The sequence below is a fragment of the Brevefilum fermentans genome (assembly GCF_900184705.1).
GTDB classification, from domain to species: Bacteria; Chloroflexota; Anaerolineae; order Anaerolineales; family Anaerolineaceae; genus Brevifilum; species Brevifilum fermentans.
Genome location: NZ_LT859958.1, coordinates 1,916,276 through 1,934,721 on the forward strand (window position 1 = coordinate 1,916,276; position 18,446 = coordinate 1,934,721).

Annotated in this window: 17 protein-coding genes; 6 read left to right on the plus strand and 11 right to left on the minus strand. The window is 50.0% G+C overall.

All coding sequences use genetic code 11. The features are described 5' to 3' along the window. Position 1: 1 nt before the first annotated feature. From CFX1CAM_RS08330 to ffh, 8 genes are all read right to left on the minus strand, one after another. A complete protein-coding gene (locus CFX1CAM_RS08330) occupies positions 2-1,072 on the minus strand; it encodes a hypothetical protein (protein ID WP_087862582.1) in 1,071 nt (356 codons plus the stop codon). A gap of 102 nt (positions 1,073-1,174) precedes the next feature. Then, on the minus strand, positions 1,175-3,496 hold the full coding sequence (gene topA / locus CFX1CAM_RS08335) for a type I DNA topoisomerase (protein WP_087862583.1): 2,322 nt from the start codon (positions 3,494-3,496) through the stop codon (positions 1,175-1,177). Between the two features lie 12 nt (positions 3,497-3,508). Continuing rightward, positions 3,509-4,603, minus strand: a complete 1,095-nt coding sequence (locus CFX1CAM_RS08340; protein ID WP_087862584.1) for a mannose-1-phosphate guanylyltransferase — start codon at positions 4,601-4,603, stop codon at positions 3,509-3,511. A 7-nt stretch (positions 4,604-4,610) separates the two neighbouring features. Further along, entirely contained in the window at positions 4,611-5,711 is a 1,101-nt protein-coding gene (dprA, locus tag CFX1CAM_RS08345) for a DNA-processing protein DprA (RefSeq protein WP_087862585.1), read from the minus strand. Beyond that, a complete protein-coding gene (gene rimM, locus CFX1CAM_RS08350) occupies positions 5,711-6,265 on the minus strand; it encodes a ribosome maturation factor RimM (RefSeq protein WP_087862586.1) in 555 nt (184 codons plus the stop codon). Before rimM ends, dprA begins: the two co-directional genes overlap by 1 nt. Positions 6,266-6,281: 16 nt before the next feature. Next, entirely contained in the window at positions 6,282-6,533 is a 252-nt protein-coding gene (locus CFX1CAM_RS08355; RefSeq protein WP_197687115.1) for a KH domain-containing protein, read from the minus strand. 25 nt (positions 6,534-6,558) lie between these two features. Beyond that, on the minus strand, positions 6,559-6,912 hold the full coding sequence (rpsP, locus tag CFX1CAM_RS08360; protein WP_087862587.1) for a 30S ribosomal protein S16: 354 nt from the start codon (positions 6,910-6,912) through the stop codon (positions 6,559-6,561). 106 nt (positions 6,913-7,018) lie between these two features. Then, positions 7,019-8,341 (minus strand): signal recognition particle protein, encoded by a 1,323-nt coding sequence (gene ffh / locus CFX1CAM_RS08365; protein ID WP_173745457.1) that lies wholly within the window; start codon positions 8,339-8,341, stop codon positions 7,019-7,021. Positions 8,342-8,571: 230 nt separating this feature from the next. On the opposite strand from ffh, the gene CFX1CAM_RS08370 reads away from it, so the two are divergent. The 4 genes from CFX1CAM_RS08370 to recA all read left to right on the plus strand — a co-directional run bounded on the left by CFX1CAM_RS08370 (position 8,572) and on the right by recA (position 13,015). Next, entirely contained in the window at positions 8,572-9,444 is an 873-nt protein-coding gene (locus CFX1CAM_RS08370; protein WP_157891803.1) for a DegV family protein, read from the plus strand. Between the two features lie 223 nt (positions 9,445-9,667). Next, on the plus strand, positions 9,668-10,996 hold the full coding sequence (locus tag CFX1CAM_RS08375) for a DUF1015 domain-containing protein (protein WP_087862590.1): 1,329 nt from the start codon (positions 9,668-9,670) through the stop codon (positions 10,994-10,996). A gap of 8 nt (positions 10,997-11,004) precedes the next feature. Next, a complete protein-coding gene (locus CFX1CAM_RS11530) occupies positions 11,005-11,832 on the plus strand; it encodes a M23 family metallopeptidase (protein ID WP_231940975.1) in 828 nt (275 codons plus the stop codon). A 142-nt stretch (positions 11,833-11,974) separates the two neighbouring features. Then, positions 11,975-13,015, plus strand: coding sequence for a recombinase RecA (gene recA, locus CFX1CAM_RS08385; protein WP_087862591.1), 1,041 nt, complete (start codon positions 11,975-11,977; stop codon positions 13,013-13,015). A gap of 160 nt (positions 13,016-13,175) precedes the next feature. On the opposite strand, the gene ahcY is transcribed toward recA, so the two are convergent. From ahcY to mtnA, 3 genes are read right to left on the minus strand one after another with little or no spacing between them, the layout of a single operon-like run. Further along, the gene (ahcY, locus tag CFX1CAM_RS08390) at positions 13,176-14,435 is read right to left on the minus strand and encodes an adenosylhomocysteinase (protein ID WP_087862592.1); all 1,260 of its coding nucleotides are present in this window, start codon (positions 14,433-14,435) and stop codon (positions 13,176-13,178) included. A 51-nt stretch (positions 14,436-14,486) separates the two neighbouring features. Further along, positions 14,487-15,446, minus strand: a complete 960-nt coding sequence (locus tag CFX1CAM_RS08395; RefSeq protein ID WP_087862593.1) for a carbohydrate kinase family protein — start codon at positions 15,444-15,446, stop codon at positions 14,487-14,489. A 9-nt stretch (positions 15,447-15,455) separates the two neighbouring features. Beyond that, positions 15,456-16,499 carry an S-methyl-5-thioribose-1-phosphate isomerase gene (gene mtnA / locus CFX1CAM_RS08400; protein WP_087863259.1) on the minus strand — a complete coding sequence of 348 codons (1,044 nt, stop codon included), beginning with the start codon at positions 16,497-16,499 and terminating at the stop codon, positions 15,456-15,458. Positions 16,500-16,913: 414 nt separating this feature from the next. On the opposite strand from mtnA, the gene rpiB reads away from it, so the two are divergent. After that, the gene (rpiB, locus tag CFX1CAM_RS08405) at positions 16,914-17,513 is read left to right on the plus strand and encodes a ribose 5-phosphate isomerase B (protein WP_087862594.1); all 600 of its coding nucleotides are present in this window, start codon (positions 16,914-16,916) and stop codon (positions 17,511-17,513) included. Between the two features lie 245 nt (positions 17,514-17,758). Continuing rightward, a complete protein-coding gene (gene deoC, locus CFX1CAM_RS08410) occupies positions 17,759-18,445 on the plus strand; it encodes a deoxyribose-phosphate aldolase (protein ID WP_087863260.1) in 687 nt (228 codons plus the stop codon). Position 18,446 lies beyond the last annotated feature (1 nt).

Below are 18,446 nucleotides of genomic sequence, written 5' to 3' on the forward strand. Positions count from 1 at the left end.
TCTAAGATAAAGCAGCTACCTTAGGCCAAACAGCCAGTTCCAAAGTCAGCCGATCAAAGAAGCTCAAGTCAGGTGCAGCACCTTCGCCATATTCCATATCAATGATGCGGGCTTCAAGCTGAAGGGTTGCGGTTTCTAATAAAACCTTCTTCCCGGGTTCAGCTAAAACCAACTCGCCCTTTGATTCTAAACGCAGTTGGAGTTTATCATCTTGATAGGCATAACCACTCATGATCACCTTGGTCACGGTTTGAATATCATCTTTATCAAATAACCAAATCTCAAATGCGGTCACACGCTTGGGTTCACCCACACCAACCGTTTCCGAAATCCCAACACCACACTCCCCCAAAAAGGCTCCTGTTGGCGAATCGATGCTGAAGGAATCATCGTAAAAATCATCGCCCAGCATGTAGGTTGTCATAAATTGAGCCACGGGCTCGGTGTGTTCAGCATGAAATGCTGGCACGTAAACGGATTCAGGCTCAGGCGAGTGACGCGGCATGCCCTGATCGTATCCAGCTTCAGGAGGCATGCCATGTTGATCGAGCGCTTCCGGTTTTTCTGCCTGGGTTCTGTTTGATCTCAGGTACAAAAACACAGCTACGCCAGCAATCACAGCCACCAAGGCAATACACAGACCTCCTAACAACAGCCAGTTCGGACCACTGCCCTTAATTTCGGGGCTCACCTGAGGGGCAGTCTCTTCAATTTCAGGGAGAACCTCGACTTTTTCCGCCCCAACGGCTGCCAGAAAACTGGAAATTTGTCCATCTGAAAGATAACCAGGCTGATTGCGAACCTCAGCCATGGTTTCCTCTGCTGTATCGCCCAGTTCAGACCAAGCCTTTTGTGCAATCGCCACATTACCCACGGAGGTCGACGTATAAATCGACATCCGCAAATAATCTTCTCTCAAATCTGGGCGCAAGTGATAAGGCGCCAGGTCTGTCCATTGCACAGGCCAGATGCCCCATCCGATCACCAAACCCAGAGCCAATCCAATCACAGCTCCAACCGCCAGCATGATGCGGAAATCTTCAAGATACTTTTTTAGCTTCTCCGAGTTCATCGTTAGCTCCTTAGCTTTTAATTAAAGAACAAACTTTACTACAATTTTAGAATAAACGATCATTTCGCGCAAGTGCGAAACTCAGATTAACCTGTGCAAGCTTTATGCCACATCATGATCATCCATGATTTCATCTCGCGAGAAAGTCGCCTTGCATTGCATACATTCCACAAGGCGTTCATTGGACAAAACCAGTGTGCCCTGGCAGTTTGGACATCGCTGTGGAATGGGTTGTTTCCACGAAGTAAAATCACAATCCGGAAAGCGGGAACATCCATAAAAGGTTCGTCCGCGTTTTGTCTTGCGCCTGACCACATCACCCTGTGCACACACCGGGCATGTCATGCCAATTTTCTCAAGGTAAGGCTCAGTATAGCGGCATTCAGGGAAGTTACTGCAACTGATGAACCTGCCGTAGCGGCCCCAACGCAGAATCAAATCATGACCGCACTCCGGGCAAGTTCGTCCTACCCGCTCCGGCTCAGCCTTCTTTTCCGGCATAGCTGCCTCAGCATGCGCCAGAAGCTCACCGAAGGTCGCATAAAATTCTCGGATCACCTCCACCCAGGTGGTATCACCCTGTGCAATCATATCCAACTGATTTTCAAGACTTGAAGTAAAACCAATGTCGACCACATTGGGGAAGAACTCCACCACCAGATCGTTCACCAGGTAACCGATTTCAGTCGGAACAAGGCGTTTATCATTTCTGAGAACATAACCGCGATTTTGAATCGTGGTCAGGATCGGTGCATAGGTCGAAGGGCGTCCGATGCCATTCTCCTCAAGTGCCTGGACCAGGGAAGCCTCAGTATAACGCGGCGGAGGTTGTGTAAAGTGCTGTTCAGGATAGAGTTCCTGAAGGCTTTGTGGTTGTCCTTCTTTAATATCATCGATAGGGATGCGATCACTGGCGCCCTCATCCTCTTCCGTATGGTCTTCATCCTTTCCTTCTTCATAAATATACATAAACCCCTGAAATTCAAGCTGGCTTCCGGAAGCCCGCAACAAATACAGGCTCTGATCGCCCTCCCCCCGGACATCGACGGATAGAGTTTTATAAATCGCTGGCGTCATCTGGGAAGCAATAAACCGCTGCCAGATCAACTGGTAAAGTTTGAATTGATCTCGCGTCAGGTACATCCTGATCGTTTTAGGAGTCCGGTGAATGGATGTCGGACGCACAGCCTCATGCGCTTCCTGCGCGGATTGGGCACGAGTCTTATACACTGGTGGTTTTTCCGGCAAGTACATGTCGCCATATTGCGTCTTGATATATTGCCGCACCTCATCCGTGGCAATTTTAGAGATATTGGTCGAATCGGTCCGCATGTAGGTGATCAAACCCGTGGTTCCCATTCCGTCCAGCTCAATGCCCTCATACAATTGTTGTGCAACCGCCATGGTTTTACGAGCCGTGAATCCCAGTTTGCGAGAGGCATCCTGCTGTAATGTGCTGGTGATAAAAGGCGGCGGTGGGTTCCGTTTGCGTTTTCCGTGCTTGATGGCTTCAACCGTATATGCTGCCGAGCGCATGTCAGCCAGAATGGGCTCCACAAGCGCTTGATTGCCCAGTTGCGGATCATCACCATTGATTTTGACAAGCCGGGCGCGATAGGCAACCTGCCCGCCCTCAGGCAGTAAATCCGCGTCGATTGACCAGTATTCAACCGGGTCAAAGGCGTCTATCTCACGCTCGCGTTCAACAACCAATCGCAAGGCAACGGATTGAACCCGTCCGGCAGAAAGTCGACTGCGCACTTTCTTCCACAATATGGGGCTGATCCCGTATCCAACCAAACGATCCAGAATACGGCGTGTTTGCTGAGCATCGACCAGGTCCATGTCGATTCCCCGCGGGTTGGCAAAGGCATGCTTAACAGCGTCTTCCGTGATCTCATTGAAAACCACCCTGTGGGTGCGCTCTGCGTCGATTCCCGCCGCTTCCATCAGATGCCAGGCAATTGCTTCGCCCTCGCGGTCAGGATCAGTTGCCAGGTAAATCGATTCGGCTTTTTGCGCTAACTCCTTAATTTCCTTAACAACTTCCCGCTTTTCTTTCGGCACCCGGTACTGGGGCGTAAAATCGTTGTCGATATCCACGGATAATTTCGAACGCAGAAGATCGCGCACATGACCAATGGATGCACGCACCGTGTAGCCCTTTCCCAGGAACCGGTTGACCGTTTTTGCCTTGGCAGGCGATTCCACAATCACCAGATTGCCTTTGCGCACAATCTCTTTTTTCCGTTTAACTTCAGGCTGCGGTAATCCCTCATGTGCCTCTGTTCTACCCATCCGCACCATTTTAGTGCCGCAATGAGCACAGACACCCCTGGTCACCGGGCCTCCTGCAGCATTAAAACCCGCGACGGGTTCAATTAATTCCCGCTTTTGGCGGCATTTTACACAATAGGTTTCCAATTTATAAAACTCCTACAAATAATCTTCGTAGCCATGCGCTTTCAGGTAATCAACAACTTCGCGCACCCGTTGTGATTGTTTCCGGTCGCAGATCAAAATCGCATCACCGGAATCAATGATGATCAGGTCTTCCACACCAAGCGTGACGATCAGACCTTTGGATGAATCATCACAAACGAGTGTACCCTGTGTGTCAAGCAGGATAGGATCGCCCCTCAGGACAATATTGCCAGCATCATCACCCTCTATGGAATCAAACAGCGATTCCCAGCTTCCCACATCGTTCCAACCCAGGTCGATTGAAGGGATCACAGCAACATTTTGGGCGTTTTCCATAATGCCATAGTCGATTGACTGCGGTTGAATCGTTGGCCAAACCGTTCCAAGCGTTTGTTCTCGGGTCGGTTGGGTCCAGTGTTCAGCGATTTCACCCAGTTTATGAAACAAATCGGGCATCTGGCGTTTGATTTCGTTCATCACCGTATCCGCGCGCCAGATGAACATCCCTGAATTCCACACATGTTCACCATCGACAATCATCAACCGAGCCTGATCTTCGTGAGGTTTCTCTTTGAATTTTTTTACCTCAAAGACGTTCAGTCCTTCAAAGGTGCCAACTTGCATCCCTTTTTGAATATAGCCATAACCTGTTGCCGGGTAACCAGGCGTGATTCCCAGGGTCACCAGGGCGTTCTGCTGAGCAACAGCAAAAGCAGAGCGCAGCAACTGCCTCAGGTGCTCAGCATTCTTCATCAAGTGGTCAGCCGTCAGGATGGCCATGGTCGCACCAGGCTGCCTGGCGTTAAGCGCAACTGCGGCTAAACCAACCACCGAGGCTGTGCCGCGCGGCATCGGTTCAATAATAAAATTGTCAAGCGGAATTTCTGGGCATTCCCGGCTGAGTAATTCAACCTGGTCGGCAATCGTCACAACCAAAATTCTTTCAAAGGGGAATAAACCCTGCAATCGATCTACCGCACATTGGAACAGTGAGCGCTTTCCTGTCAGGGTCAGGGTCTGTTTGGGCTGACCCTTTCGCGAAAGCGGCCAGAGACGCGTCCCACTGCCGCCTGCCATGATCACTGCATAATATTGATCGTAATTCATCCTGACCTCACTTTCCGCTCATCTCGCGGATTGCTGCATATCTCATCCCACCCACATGCTGAACCATCCCCTTCAATTCCATCATGGTGAGGGACGCTGAGACCTTTTCTACGGGCAACCCCGTCTTGTTGCAAAGCTCATCAATGTGAATGGGCTCATAGTCCATCGCCAGCAGAATTTTCGCTTCAGTGGTATCTGCCGGCAATACCTGTCGTGCGTCTTTATAATCTTCTACCTGGGATAAGTCAAGCAGGTCCAACACGTCCTGTGGCGAAACCAGTACATAAGCTCCTTTCTGGATCAGGCGATTTGTGCCCCGACTTGCCGGCGAAAAAACGTTTCCTGGCACAGCAAACACGTCCCGGCCCTGTTCAACCGCAAAATCAGCTGTAATCAATGCCCCGCTGCGTTCACCCGCTTCGACCACAATTGTCGCCAGGGAAAGCCCCGATATAACCCGATTCCTGGGCGGAAAGTTGCTCCCTTCGGGTTGGGTTCCCAGCGGGTAATCGCTGACCAGCGCGCCGCTTTCCACAATTGCTTCAGCCAGCTGGCGGTGTTCTGGTGGGTAGATCACATCCACGCCACACCCCAACACGGCAATGGTTCGGCCGCCCGCCTGCAGAGCGTGCTGATGCGCCAGGGCATCCACCCCGCGCGCCAGCCCGCTGACAATCGTCAACCCATGCCCTGCCAGGTAAGTGCTGGTATCTCGAGTCACCTGCTGACCGTAAGCCGTCACCCGGCGCGTACCGACCATTGCCACAGCGAATTCATCTGCCGGCAACAGGCTGCCCCTGACGTAAATCACGGGTGGTGCCTGGTCAATCTCTTTCAGCAATTTAGGATAATCCTGATCCAGCAGTGTTAGCACGTGGGCATCACCCTGCAAGACCTGTTCATAATAACGATCGAGATCAAGCGATCTCCGCAATTCAAAGATATTCTTCAAAACCTTGTCTGGTAAGCCAATTTCTCGAAACGCCTCAATTGGCGCATGCCAGGCGGTCGATAGATCCCCAAAATGTGCCTGAATTTGTTTGAATCGGACTGACCCTATACCCTTAACCTGGTTGAAGCCAATCCAGTATTTCTTCTCATCGGACATCAATCCCCCTCACCATACCAATGGATGACAGCAACGGTCATCCGCCCCCGCTCCAGGTCAATCTCCAGGATGTTTTCATCGACCGCGGCAATTAAAACTTCTCCTCCTGCCTGATCTCTAATCAGATAAACATCGTTGGCACCGGTTTCAAGAATTTCTGTCAACACGCCCAGGTAATGGTCCTCGGTGTCAAAAACATCCAGACCGATCAGTTCATGGAAAAAGAACTCACCTTCAGGCAACCCCGGCAGGTGATCAGACCTGGTATAAACAAGCTGGTTGGTCAACCCAGACGCTTTCGTGCGATCGTTAATTTTAAAAAACTTCAATAATAAGAGTTTACCCTTGGGGCGTGTGGATTGAATGGTAAACGGTTGGTAAGTCTCCCCAATGAAAACCGTTCGGTCAACGCTTAACAATTCCGGAATGCGAGAATACACCTCCAGGGCAATTTCACCCGAAACCCCATGCGCACGCCGCAATTTTCCTATGACAAGAAAGGCAGGCTCAGCATTCTTGCCTGAGCCTGCATCATTTCCATTTTTAAGAGGCATTTTCACCCTATTGCCTTTAATAGGGTTCAACAATATCCAAATTGACTTGTTGACCTTCTCGTGCTGCTGCAACCTTCAGCAATGTTCGAATGGCATTGGCGACCTGGCCCGATTTTCCGATCACACGGCCCATATCCTCTTTTGAAACATTCAATTCCAGTTGAATGGTGGAACCACGCTGGTATTTGTTAACCTTAACCTCACTCGGGTCATCGACCAGTGATCGAGCGATAAACTCAACCAATCCTTGCAAGTTCTCGCCTTCCATATCTACCTCGGTACTTTTTCTGGCGTTAATGGGTCTGTGGTGGGTTGGTGCGCAGATCACTCACTCGTGTTTTGTAAATCTTTTCAGCTTCTGCAACCAGAGCTTCAAGGTCCTCTCCGGCTTTAAAGCGCTCGTAACGCTCCCACAGACCAACTTGTTTGAACAGTCCATCTACCGCTTCTGTGGGCTGGGCACCAACTCCCAACCAATAGATGATGCGCTCGTCGTTCAAAACAATTGTAGAAGGGTGTGTACGTGGGTTGTAATGCCCAACATTTTCAATAAACCGCCCATCGCGTGGACTTTCCTTATCGGCGACAATCACCCGATAACTTGCCTGATTCCGGGGACCCACCCGGCGTAATCGAATTCTTACCATCGAATTTATGCTCCTCTTGTCTGTTTATTCATCCTATACATTGCCCGATTCTATTGAAAGGGTCGAGGGAGCGTTGAAGGGAACGCGCACCTTTCTCATCTTCAGGCTACCCCATCAAGCGTCCTAAGCCTTTACCGCCTGATTTTTGCAGGGTGCTTATCAGCCGCTGTGTCTCTCGGAAGCGTTTCATGACCTGGTTGACCACTTGCACCTCCAATCCAGACCCACGCGCAATTCTGCGCCTGCGGCTGGCATTTAATATTTTCGGACTGCGGCGCTCTTCGACTGTCATCGAGTTAATCACCGCTTCGATCTGTTTCAGTTGATCCTCAGCTTCGCGCGGGTCAACCTGCCTGGCGACCTGGCCCATATGCCCGGGCAACATCTCCATTACCTGTGCCAGAGGACCCATCTTGCGCATCTGCTTCAATTGCTTGGCAAAATCCTCAAGGGTGAACTCGCCGCGCATCAATTTTTCAGCTTGCTTTTCCGCTTCTTGCTGGTCGAAGGCTGATTCAGCCTTCTCGATTAAACCAAGCAAGTCGCCCATTCCCAAAATTCGTGAGGCCAGCCTATCTGGATTATACTCCTCAATCGCATCGATAGACTCACCAACGCCCAGGAATTTAATGGGAATGCCGGTGACTTCCCTGATCGAAATGGCAGCGCCGCCGCGTGCATCACCATCGATTTTGGTTAAAAATAAGCCCGATAAAGGCAGCGCCTGGCGGAATCCCTGGGCAACATTCAACGCCTCCTGACCAATCATAGCATCAACAACCAGGATGGTTTCGGTCACAGGCACTTTTTTCTCGATGGCACGCAGCTCATCCATCAAATCCTGGTCCATCTGCGAACGCCCAGCGGTATCAAGAATGACCACACTGACCCCGCCTTTACGCGCGGTTTGATAGGCTTTTTCAGCTAATTTTGGCGGTGTAAGGTCGGCATCATGGAAAACCGGCACCCCAATTTGCTCTGCCAGGGTTTGTAATTGGGTCACTGCTGCAGGACGGTAAGGATCTGCGGCGACCAGCATGGTGCGTTCACCCATAGCTCTCAACCGTTTGGCAAGCTTTGCAGCTGCGGTTGTCTTTCCCGAGCCCTGCAGACCTACCAGCACAATCACATACGGTCGTTCGCCCTTCAGTTGCAACGAACTTGGAGGTCCCAGGGTTTGAATTAATTCTTCATTGACGATCTTGATGACCTGTTGGGCAGGGTTGAGTGCCCTGGAGATATCATGACCAACGGCGCGTTCTTTAACCCGGTTGGTGAACTGCTTAACAACACCATAATGAACGTCCGCTTCCAGTAAAGCCAGGCGGACTTCGCGCATGGCAGCATCAACATCCGCCTCAGACAGGCGTCCTCGACGGCGCAAATTTTCAAATATCCCTGATAAGCGTTCGGTCAGATTTTCAAACACAATTAACCAGCAATGTTACTTTTTTCGTCAAATTACCAAATGGTGATTTTAGTATGTATCCACCTTCAGGTCAAGTGGATCATCTTACTGACGGCATAATTATGATCTCCTTCATCGAAGATTGGATTTTCGGAAAAAAGCCGTAACGCAACTGAACTTACCAACAGGGGTTAATAGTATTGACCGAGCAAGAAATGAAAAATGAAACTCGTTTTACGAAAGGAATATCGATGTCAAAAATTGCGATAGTAACCGATTCCACGGCTTATTTGCCAGAAGAAATTATTTCTACATATCAGATCAATGTTGTGCCCCTGGTTGTAATTTGGGGTGAAGAGACGTTCCTGGACAATGTTGAAATTGGACCAGAAGAATTTTATAAACGCCTTTCCACTGCAGAACAGATGCCATCCACGTCACAACCGTCGATTCAGGCTTTTTACGATGTCTTTAAAAGATTACACGCCGAAGGGTACGACATCCTGACCATCGTGATTTCATCGGCGCTTTCGGGGACGCTGGATTCCGCTTTACAGGCTAAAAAGATGCTTCCAGACGCCAACATTGCGCTGGTTGATTCGCAATACACTTCTCTTCCCATGGCATTTATGGCCTTAGCCGCTGCCCGAGCTGCCAAAAACGGTATGTCCTTAGAAGAATGTGTGAAGGCGGTTGAAACCGTGCGTGACCATACCCAGGTCTTTTTTGCGGTAGACACCCTGGAATTTCTTCACCGTGGCGGTCGAATTGGTGGCGCTTCGCGCTTTTTAGGCACTGCCCTGCAGCTTAAACCCATTCTTTTTCTCAAAGATGGCAAAATTGAAGCTCTTGAGAAGGTGCGCACAAGCAAGCGTGCCCATGAACGTTTGATTGAGTTGGTTGAAGCTGAGGTCGGTGACAAATCTCCGATTAATTTTTTAGGCGTTGTGCATGCCGCTGCTGAAGAAACAGGACAGGGGTTGCTCAAAGTCGCTGAACAAAAATTTGAACCGGAAGAGCTCATGTTCGCGACGCTCAGCCCGGTACTGGGCACCCACACGGGCCCTGGTACAATCGGCATTGCCTACGTTGCCGGCATCAATCAACAACAGGTCAAAGACTAATCGACTTTCTCTTTCAAAAAAAAGTACTATCAAGGCAGCCGAGACATTGGCTGCCTTATTTTATTGTTTGACACCAACAGCAACCATAAAAGCCATGGATTGGTTTAATTCATTGAATATTTTGAGAATAATTGCGATTTTTATAAAACAGGTTTGCGATTCCATATTTTTTTAATTTCAGTTAAAATAAGAACAAAATCACGAACCAGCAAAGGAAAAGCAAATGCACAAGTATCAAAAAATCGGCATAAAAACCCCCCGCATCCTCCTTCCTAATAAAAACATCGATCTGCGGAAATGGGCTGTTATTGCCTGCGATCAATTTACAGCGCAACCCGAATACTGGCAGGAAGTTGAAAACATCGTCGGTGACGCGCCTTCCACATACCACATGATTCTCCCGGAAGTATTCCTTGAAACTCCGCAGGAAGAAGAACGCATTAAAAACGCCAATATCGCAATGCAAAATTACCTCCAGTCGGGCATTTTCACGTCCATGGAAGGATTTATTTACGTGCGTCGCAAGTTGAACGGTCAAACACGGCGGGGATTGATGGTTTGCCTTGATTTAGAGCACTATGATTACACCCCGGGCGCGCAAACCCTGATTCGAGCCTCAGAAGGCACCATTGTTGATCGGCTGCCGCCCCGCATCCGCATCCGCAAACAGGCTGTTCTGGAAACGCCCCACATTCTGGTCCTGTTCGATGATCCCCTGGATACCGTTTTCGGGCCCCTTGAAGATCAATTGGGCACATTTGAAAAATTGTACGACTTTGAGCTCATGCTCGGCAGCGGTCATTTGGAAGGTTATGCCATCAATAACGATGCCATCCAGCAAGGCATTCTTACCGCATTAGAACAACTCATCGACCCGGAAACTTTCGCTAATAAATACGCTCTTGAACCGGGGAAACACCAACCCATGTTGTTTGCCATGGGCGATGGAAATCACTCTCTGGCTACCGCAAAAGCCATTTGGGAAGAGATCAAACCAAGCGTTGGCAGCGATCATCCGGCTCGATATGCCCTGGTTGAGATTGAGAATGTTCACGATCCTGCGTTAGCCTTTGAACCCATCTACCGCGTCTTGTTTGATCTGAACACCGATATCCTGCAAGAGATGCACGCCTATTGGGGCGACAGCTTGCGGGTTGAGGAGGTTGACACTCCTGAAGAATTAATTGCAGCCGTTGATGCTGCCCGGGGATCGGTTCATAAAGTTGGTATGATCACCTCTGATGGGCTGAAATTAATCACCATTCACGATGCCAAAGAAAACTTGCCCGTGGGAACGCTACAACACTTCCTGGATATGTTCATGGCAAATCAAGGCGCTGAAAAAATCGACTACATCCATGGCGAAGACGTGCTGTTTGAAATGGGAACGGTCGAAGGAAATGTCGGTTTTTATATCCCCGGAATGGACAAATCAGACCTGTTCAAAACGATGATCCTCGATGGTGCCCTGCCGCGCAAGACGTTTTCGATGGGTTCCGCAAAAACAAAGCGGTTCTACATGGAATGCCGTCGCATTCAACCTGCATCATGAAGTTGATTTTGCTGGTACTTGTCTGCTTCCTCACTGCTTGCCAGACAAATCATCTGGCAAGCAGTCCCACTTTTACCCCGACGCCGCCCAGCCCCACACAAACCGCCTTACCAACCCAGACAGCCACCAGCACAGTCACACCGACAACAGCGCCCAGCCTCACCCCGACACCCGTTTTCTTGCTGTGTTCGCCCCTGGAAGACGAAACCTTCGATAGCCTGCCGTTGATCCTGGCCAACCCCCTGAACATCCCACCCCACTTTGGGCAGGATACCGGGCACCACGGCGTTGATTTTGCCTATTATCGGCGCGGAGACCGTGAATCCATAGAAGGCATTGAAATCTACGCAATCATGGCCGGGATGACCGTATTTTCTTTTCCTGCAGATGATCTTCCATACGGTTATGGGGTCATGATCGAGACCCCGCTTGCTGACTTACCCGAGCCGCTTCAGAAACAACTCCTGGGCGGTTACCTGCCTGTACCGGAAGACCCACACTATCGGCTGTATTGCCCTCCGGTTGATCCGCCAACGATCACCGGTGATTTTTCTGTTTATCACCTGTATGCTCATATGGAAAACCCGTCTACGTTAGAATTTGGAGATCCAATTCGCTGCGGGCAAGTTCTTGGCACGGTTGGAAATACAGGCTATTCCAGCAGTCCACATCTCCATTTAGAGACTCGCCTGGGACCGTCCGGGGCGGATTTCGAATCCATGGCACATTATGACATCTACACCCCACAGCAGATGGGCAATTACTGCCTGTGGCGGATGAGCGGGTATTACCAGCTATTTGACCCGTTCATTTTGCTGGATGCTGCCCTGGATTGAGCACTTGACAGACTGAACATATGTGCTAAAATGTATTTGATAGAAAAATAATCATTGGATTATAATTAATCCATCAAAACATAATTACGAAATACATGCAAAAGAATCCTCAGTATGAGGACCCTTAGAAAAGGATGAAGCCATGGATGATGCAAAGAAATCAGTGCTGGATAAGGCGTTGAAGGATATTGTTAAACGTTACGGCGAAGGCTCGATCATGAAACTTGGGGAGGCGAAACACCTCGCCGTTGACGCCATCCCCACCGGTTCTCTGTCCCTGGATATTGCCCTGGGCGTGGGCGGCATTCCCCGGGCACGCATCAGCGAGATCTTCGGGCCGGAAGCTTCAGGCAAGACGACGATCTGCCAGCACATTGTCGCTGAAGCCCAGAAGTTGGGTGGGACCGCTGCCTTCATTGATATGGAACACGCGCTGGACCCGGTCTATGCTGCCAAATGTGGCGTCAATATTGACGAGCTCTTGATTTCACAACCGGACACAGGCGAACAAGCCCTCGAGATCACTGAAGCCCTGGTGCGTTCTGGCGCTGTGGATATCGTCGTGGTCGATTCCGTCGCCGCCCTGGTGCCCCGTTCTGAAATTGAAGGTGATATGGGCGATCCAACCATGGGCACCCAAGCCCGGCTGATGTCGCAAGCCATGCGCAAACTATCCGGCGCCATCAATCAGACACGCACGTCTGTGGTCTTCACCAATCAATTGCGACACAAAATCGGTGTGATGTTCGGCAACCCTGAAACCACCACCGGTGGTAACGCCCTGAAATTCTATGCTTCGGTCCGTTTGGATGTCCGCCGCATCCAATCAATCAAATCTGGCGCAGAGATCATCGGTAACCGGGTCAGAGTGCGCGTGGTAAAAAACAAGGTCGCGGCGCCCTTCCGGACGGCTGAATTTGACATTATGTACAACGAAGGCATCTCAAAAGTTGGCGATATTCTTGACCTGGGCACAGAATTGGATATCGTCAACAAGCACGGTTCCTGGTACTCCTATGGCGATATCCGCCTTGGTCAGGGACGCGAAAACTCCAAAGAGTTCCTGCGTCAAAATGAAGAGTTGACCAATGAAATCGAGAAAGCTATCCGAGAACAGGGCATGTCCGAGGGTGCGGTATCCTCCTGGTCTGAATCAGATGATGATTACAGCGATGATGTGTAAAACGATTGGAACTCAGCAAAGACAGCAACACCTGCACTGAATTGGAAATTGTTTCCTTCGCTTTAACAAAACCCTTTCAATGCAGTTGATTTAACACACAACAGGTCACCCCGGGTTATCGGGGTGACCTGTTGTTTATGCTCCTTAACAAGAAGAGACTTTATGTGCCTTCCTGCCAGGAGGATAAGTACGCAATCTGTTCCTCAGTCAGAACATCAATCTCAATCCCCATTGATTCCAACTTCAACCGGGCAATCTCCATATCAATATCTTCGGGGATAGCGTAAACTTTGTTTTCCAGTTTACCGGCATTTTTAACTATATATTCCGCGCCTAAAGCCTGGTTAGCAAAGGACATATCCATCACACTGGCTGGATGCCCTTCAGCCGCAGCCAGGTTGATCAGGCGACCCTCACCCAAAATGTGGATCGTCCGCCCGTCCGGCAATTCGTAGGCTTCAACAAAGGGGCGGACCAGCCGCTTTGCTACAGCCATTTCTTCCAGAGCAGGGATGTTCAATTCAACATTGAAATGTCCTGAGTTAGCCACAATTGCGCCGTCTTTCATCACCTCGAAATGGTGTTTGTCAATGACATTGATATCCCCGGTAAGGGTGACAAAAATATCCCCGATGGGAGAGGCTTCAATCATCGGCATGACCCGAAATCCATCCATGACCGCTTCCAAAGCCTTCAAATGATCAACTTCGGTGACAATCACGTTAGCGCCCATGCCGCGTGCCCGCATAGCCAGACCCCGAGAACACCAGCCATAGCCGCCGACCACAAAGGTCTTGCCCGCCAGGAGGATATTCGTGGCGCGAATCACCCCGTCAATCGTGGATTGACCGGTGCCATAGCGATTATCAAAGAAATGCTTGGTCATGGCGTCGTTGACTGCAAGCACAGGGAATTTCAATTCATTGTCCTTGGCCATGGCGCGCAGACGGATCACGCCTGTGGTGGTTTCTTCGGTGCCACCTATGATTTCTGAAAGCTGTTCTCGGCGCTCCATGTGCAGCGTGCTGACCAGGTCAGCGCCATCATCCATCGTCAGGTGCGGCCGATGATCCAGGGCGGCATTGATATGCTTGTAATAGGTGGCGTTATCTTCGCCTTTGATGGCAAACACCGGGATCTCAAAGTGCGAGACCAGGCAGGCAGCCACATCGTCCTGTGTCGAAAGCGGGTTGGAAGCCGTCAGCACCACATCTGCGCCACCGGCTTGCAAAGCGCGCATCAGGTTGGCAGTCTCTGTGGTGACATGCAAACAGGCTGCCATGCGCAAGCCTTCAAAGGGTCTTTCGCGCGCAAACCGTTCGATGATCGAGCGTAATACCGGCATTTCTCGCTCTGCCCACTCGATCCTGCGACGACCCCCCTCGGCAAGTTCTAAATTTACAACATCATAATTTTGCATCAAATCCTCCAAAACTTATCATAATGAGTTTGAATTCTTTTCTTGTTGATCTTATTGAAACACATCCAACGCGCCCTGGTCATCAAAGTATGTCCGGAAGCGGTTAACAAACTCGTCCACCAGGTAGCATTGGGTTTGAGGTCCCATTTCTTCCAAAGAATAAGTTGCTGCCAGCGCCCCCATCTGGGCACACAGCACCAGATTTAGCCCGTGTACATACCCTTTCAAAAAACCAGCCCTGAAAGCATCCCCTATACCCGTCGGATCGAGAATCTGCTTTGGCGGAAAAGCTGGCACATTACTCAGGAATTTTCCGTCCTTGAACACGCGCGAACCCTGTTCACCCATGGTAATCACAACAAAGGATAACTGGTTTAATATCTCCTCAGCACTCAATTTGGAGTGCTTTTGCAGGAGTTCGAACTCATAATCGTTCACAAACAATGCATGCGCACCGGAGATTCCCTGCACCAAATCTTTTTCATCCAAGCGTATGATTTGCTGGCTGGGGTCAAATATATAGGGCACGTTCAAATCCTGGCATTCCTGCGCATATTTAACCATTGCGTCCGGTGCATTGGGCGAGATGACCACGATATCCTCAGCCGTCAAGCCCAGGTCATGCATTGAAATAATCGCCGCGTCTGCCATTGCTCCGGCGTAAAAACTGGCAATCTGTGCGTTTGATCGATCGGTGTTCACAAAGAACGACGCTGTGAATTTGTCTTCAATGATCCTGACCCCTGAGGTATCCACACCGGCGCTTTCCAGCGATTGCCTGTATTCCGTAAAATCCACCCCTGCTGTCGCCACAAGTTTGGGGTGTTCGCACAGCAACCCGAGGGTGTACGCGATATTGGCAGCCACGCCTCCAGGACGCCGTACCATATCATCGACCAAAAATGACAGGCTGATCGATTCCAGGTGCTCCGGGAGGATATGGTCTTTAAAATATCCTGGAAAAGACATCAAATAATCAAAGGCGATTGAGCCAGTCAGGTAAATGCTCATGAAAAATCCTTATTCATTTATCTCAGATTGAAAGTTTGTCTGAAATGGCGGGTAAATCACGCCATATTCTGTCACCCAACCTGAAATCAAGCGGTTGGGAGTCACATCAAAAGCAAAATTGCGCGCTGTTGCCCCTTCAGGCGCAACGGGTTCACCCATCAGGGTTAATTCCAACACTTCTGCCTGGTCACGTTCTTCAATCGGTATCAGATCGCCGCGCGCCAGGTTGAGATCCACGGTTGAAACAGGGAAAACGCTATATGCAGGAATTCCATTATCGTACGCAGCCAGAGCCAACATATATGTGCCGATTTTATTCGCTACATCGCCATTCGCTGCAACACGATCGGCGCCAAAGAAAACCTTTTGTACCAATCCCCTGCGCATCAGGTACCCGGACGAACTATCGGTAATAATGTCATAAGGGATACCATATTGCTCTAATTCCCAGGCTGTCAAGCGTGCACCCTGCAAACGTGGGCGGGTCTCATCGACAAACACATGAATGCGCTTTCCCTGTTCGTGCGCCATTCGAATCACGCCGAGGGCAGTGCCCCAATCGACCGTTGCCAATGCCCCGGTATTGCAGTGATGGATGATGTGATCACCGTCCTCAATCAACTCTGCCCCATAAGCTGCCATGCGTTTGTTGATTTCAACATCTTCGTCGGCGATTTCTTTGGCTAACTTCAATAAAATCGCTCGCAATTCGTCGGGACTGCCCTTAAAATCCCGGGCTGCATCCAACATGCGTCGGACAGCCCAGGACAGGTTCACCGCAGTTGGTCGAGATTGGTTGAGAACCTCTCCGGCGGAATCTAAGTCTGTCAGCAATCTTTCGATTGATTTAGCGCTCGATTGATGGGCTGCCAGAGCCACCCCAAATGCTGCCGCTGCACCGATCGCCGGAGCGCCTCGAATGACCATGGTTCGAATCGCATCAGCCACATCACAATAATCCGCATAAACAAGGGTTTTAAACTCCCGGGGGAGGATTCGCTGGTCAATCATTTCAACTGTATTTTGATCATCATTCCAGACAATTGTTCGCATCATCTCATTTCCTGTTTTCATAAAAAGACGCCCTTTTGGGCGTCAAATCTGACATTGGTTGTCCATCCGGTAGACAGGTCTTACTTGACCCTATTATTATACCCTTCTTATCACTTCGACAACTGCATAATGAGCGAGCTTGGACCATTCACCTTTAATTATCCACAAAAAAATGTCTTCATTAACTACATCTTGTCAGCTCCAGGTTCTTTTTTCACCCCAGATGAATTTGGTTTTTACAAATCGTTTTCCCTTGATTTCTGCCGATATATTAAATCTTTGGTACAATATAAACCATTATAAATAACCTTACCCGTACTTCCCACGCCTGTTCTTGCAGAAGGGTGGGGATTGTTCAGCCAGTGCCAAATTTTTTGGCGAAACTGAGCTCTCCTACGGATTGGAGGCTTTTCGATGAGCGCCAAGCTCGAAGATAAAGAGATTCAGGAAATCGTACGAAGGACCGTACATCAAACCCTGGGGCTATCTGCCGAGTCGAATGTTTCAACCATTGATTCTCTCAAACCCGTTGTGCCACAAATTAATTCTCAGAAACTCACGGTGGCTATTGGGACGGATCATGGCGGCGTTGATCTGAAAGAAATCCTCAAACAACACATGATCAATCTCGGGTACGAGGTGATCGATTGTGGAACGCACACCAAAGACGCTGTCGATTACCCGGATATCGCCCGGGCAGTTGCCGAACAGGTCGCCTCTGGCAAAGCCTGGCGCGGTGTCATCATCGACGGCGCCGGCATTGGATCTTGCATTGCTGCCAACAAAGTCCCGGGGATACGAGCTGCCCTGTGCTATGACCATGCGACAGCCGTCAACAGTCGTGAGCATAACAATGCCAACGTGCTCACCCTGGGTGCGGGTCTCACCGGCGCGAACCTCGCCCAACAGATCCTCAAAACCTGGCTTGAAACAGATTTTGGGGGTGGCAGACATGCCAAACGCGTTGATAAAATTACAGCCATTGAAAAAGCTTGCTTAGAAAGCGGAAAGTAACCATGACATTCGATATAAAAACAATCGAATCCCTGGTCGAAATTATTACTCGAGAAGTGCTCCTTGCCCTGGCAGAATATGAAGCCCAGGGACACCATCCCCAGGGTGCCACCTGTAAAGTTGAGGTGTCCGATGGCGTTAAAGTCACGACCTGCTTTGATAATGCCGGGCACGTCATCAGCGCCGGCGCTGAACGGCTCACCTCAACTCTGGGTATCATCCCTAACGACGATGCACTCGCCAGGATGATTGACCACACCTTGCTCAAACCCGATGCCACTGCAGATATGATCGCACAGCTCTGTTATGAAGCCCGCAAGCATCATTTCGCTTCGGTGTGTGTCAACCCCACGCATGTAAAATTGTGTGCTGAACTCCTGCAGGGCACCGACGTCAAAGTTTGTACGGTGATCGGCTTCCCTTTAGGCGCCACCTCTACGGAAGTTAAAGTGTTCGAGACAAAAAATGCCCTGGAAAATGGAGCCACTGAAATCGATATGGTTATCAACATCGGCGCTTTGAAGGCAGGGGATAATGAACTGGTCGCTCACGACATTCGCGAGGTGGTGGCAACCGCACATGCTGCGGGTGCCCTGGTTAAAGTCATTATTGAAACCGCCTTGCTCACCGATGAAGAAAAGGTCATCGCCAGTTTGCTCTCAAAAGAAGCTGGCGCTGATTTCGTTAAAACGTCTACCGGGTTTTCCAGCGGAGGCGCCACTGTGCATGATGTAGCCCTGATGCGCAGGGTTGTTGGTCCTGACCTGGGTGTCAAAGCTGCCGGCGGTATCCGCACCCATGAAGATGCAGAGCAGCTAATCGCTGCAGGCGCCACTCGCCTGGGTGCCAGTGCCGGGGTGAAAATCATCCAGGCATCTAAATCTGCGACACCGCTTGATAATGTTCAAGCATCCGCCGATAAATCCTATTAAT

What these genes read in the sequence shown, in the direction of transcription:
- rpiB (WP_087862594.1), top strand. Translation starts at nt 16,914, where the DNA reads ATGAGCGCCAAGCTCGAAGATAAAGAGATTCAGGAAATCGTACGAAGG.
- CFX1CAM_RS08330 (WP_087862582.1), bottom strand. Translation starts at nt 1,072, where the DNA reads ATGAACTCGGAGAAGCTAAAAAAGTATCTTGAAGATTTCCGCATCATG.
- CFX1CAM_RS08340 (WP_087862584.1), bottom strand. Translation starts at nt 4,603, where the DNA reads ATGAATTACGATCAATATTATGCAGTGATCATGGCAGGCGGCAGTGGG.
- mtnA (WP_087863259.1), bottom strand. Translation starts at nt 16,499, where the DNA reads ATGCGAACAATTGTCTGGAATGATGATCAAAATACAGTTGAAATGATT.
- CFX1CAM_RS08355 (WP_197687115.1), bottom strand. Translation starts at nt 6,533, where the DNA reads ATGGAAGGCGAGAACTTGCAAGGATTGGTTGAGTTTATCGCTCGATCA.
- ahcY (WP_087862592.1), bottom strand. Translation starts at nt 14,435, where the DNA reads ATGCAAAATTATGATGTTGTAAATTTAGAACTTGCCGAGGGGGGTCGT.
- dprA (WP_087862585.1), bottom strand. Translation starts at nt 5,711, where the DNA reads ATGTCCGATGAGAAGAAATACTGGATTGGCTTCAACCAGGTTAAGGGT.
- deoC (WP_087863260.1), top strand. Translation starts at nt 17,759, where the DNA reads ATGATTGACCACACCTTGCTCAAACCCGATGCCACTGCAGATATGATC.
- rimM (WP_087862586.1), bottom strand. Translation starts at nt 6,265, where the DNA reads ATGCCTCTTAAAAATGGAAATGATGCAGGCTCAGGCAAGAATGCTGAG.
- rpsP (WP_087862587.1), bottom strand. Translation starts at nt 6,912, where the DNA reads ATGGTAAGAATTCGATTACGCCGGGTGGGTCCCCGGAATCAGGCAAGT.
- recA (WP_087862591.1), top strand. Translation starts at nt 11,975, where the DNA reads ATGGATGATGCAAAGAAATCAGTGCTGGATAAGGCGTTGAAGGATATT.
- CFX1CAM_RS08375 (WP_087862590.1), top strand. Translation starts at nt 9,668, where the DNA reads ATGCACAAGTATCAAAAAATCGGCATAAAAACCCCCCGCATCCTCCTT.
- CFX1CAM_RS08395 (WP_087862593.1), bottom strand. Translation starts at nt 15,446, where the DNA reads ATGAGCATTTACCTGACTGGCTCAATCGCCTTTGATTATTTGATGTCT.
- CFX1CAM_RS08370 (WP_157891803.1), top strand. Translation starts at nt 8,572, where the DNA reads ATGTCAAAAATTGCGATAGTAACCGATTCCACGGCTTATTTGCCAGAA.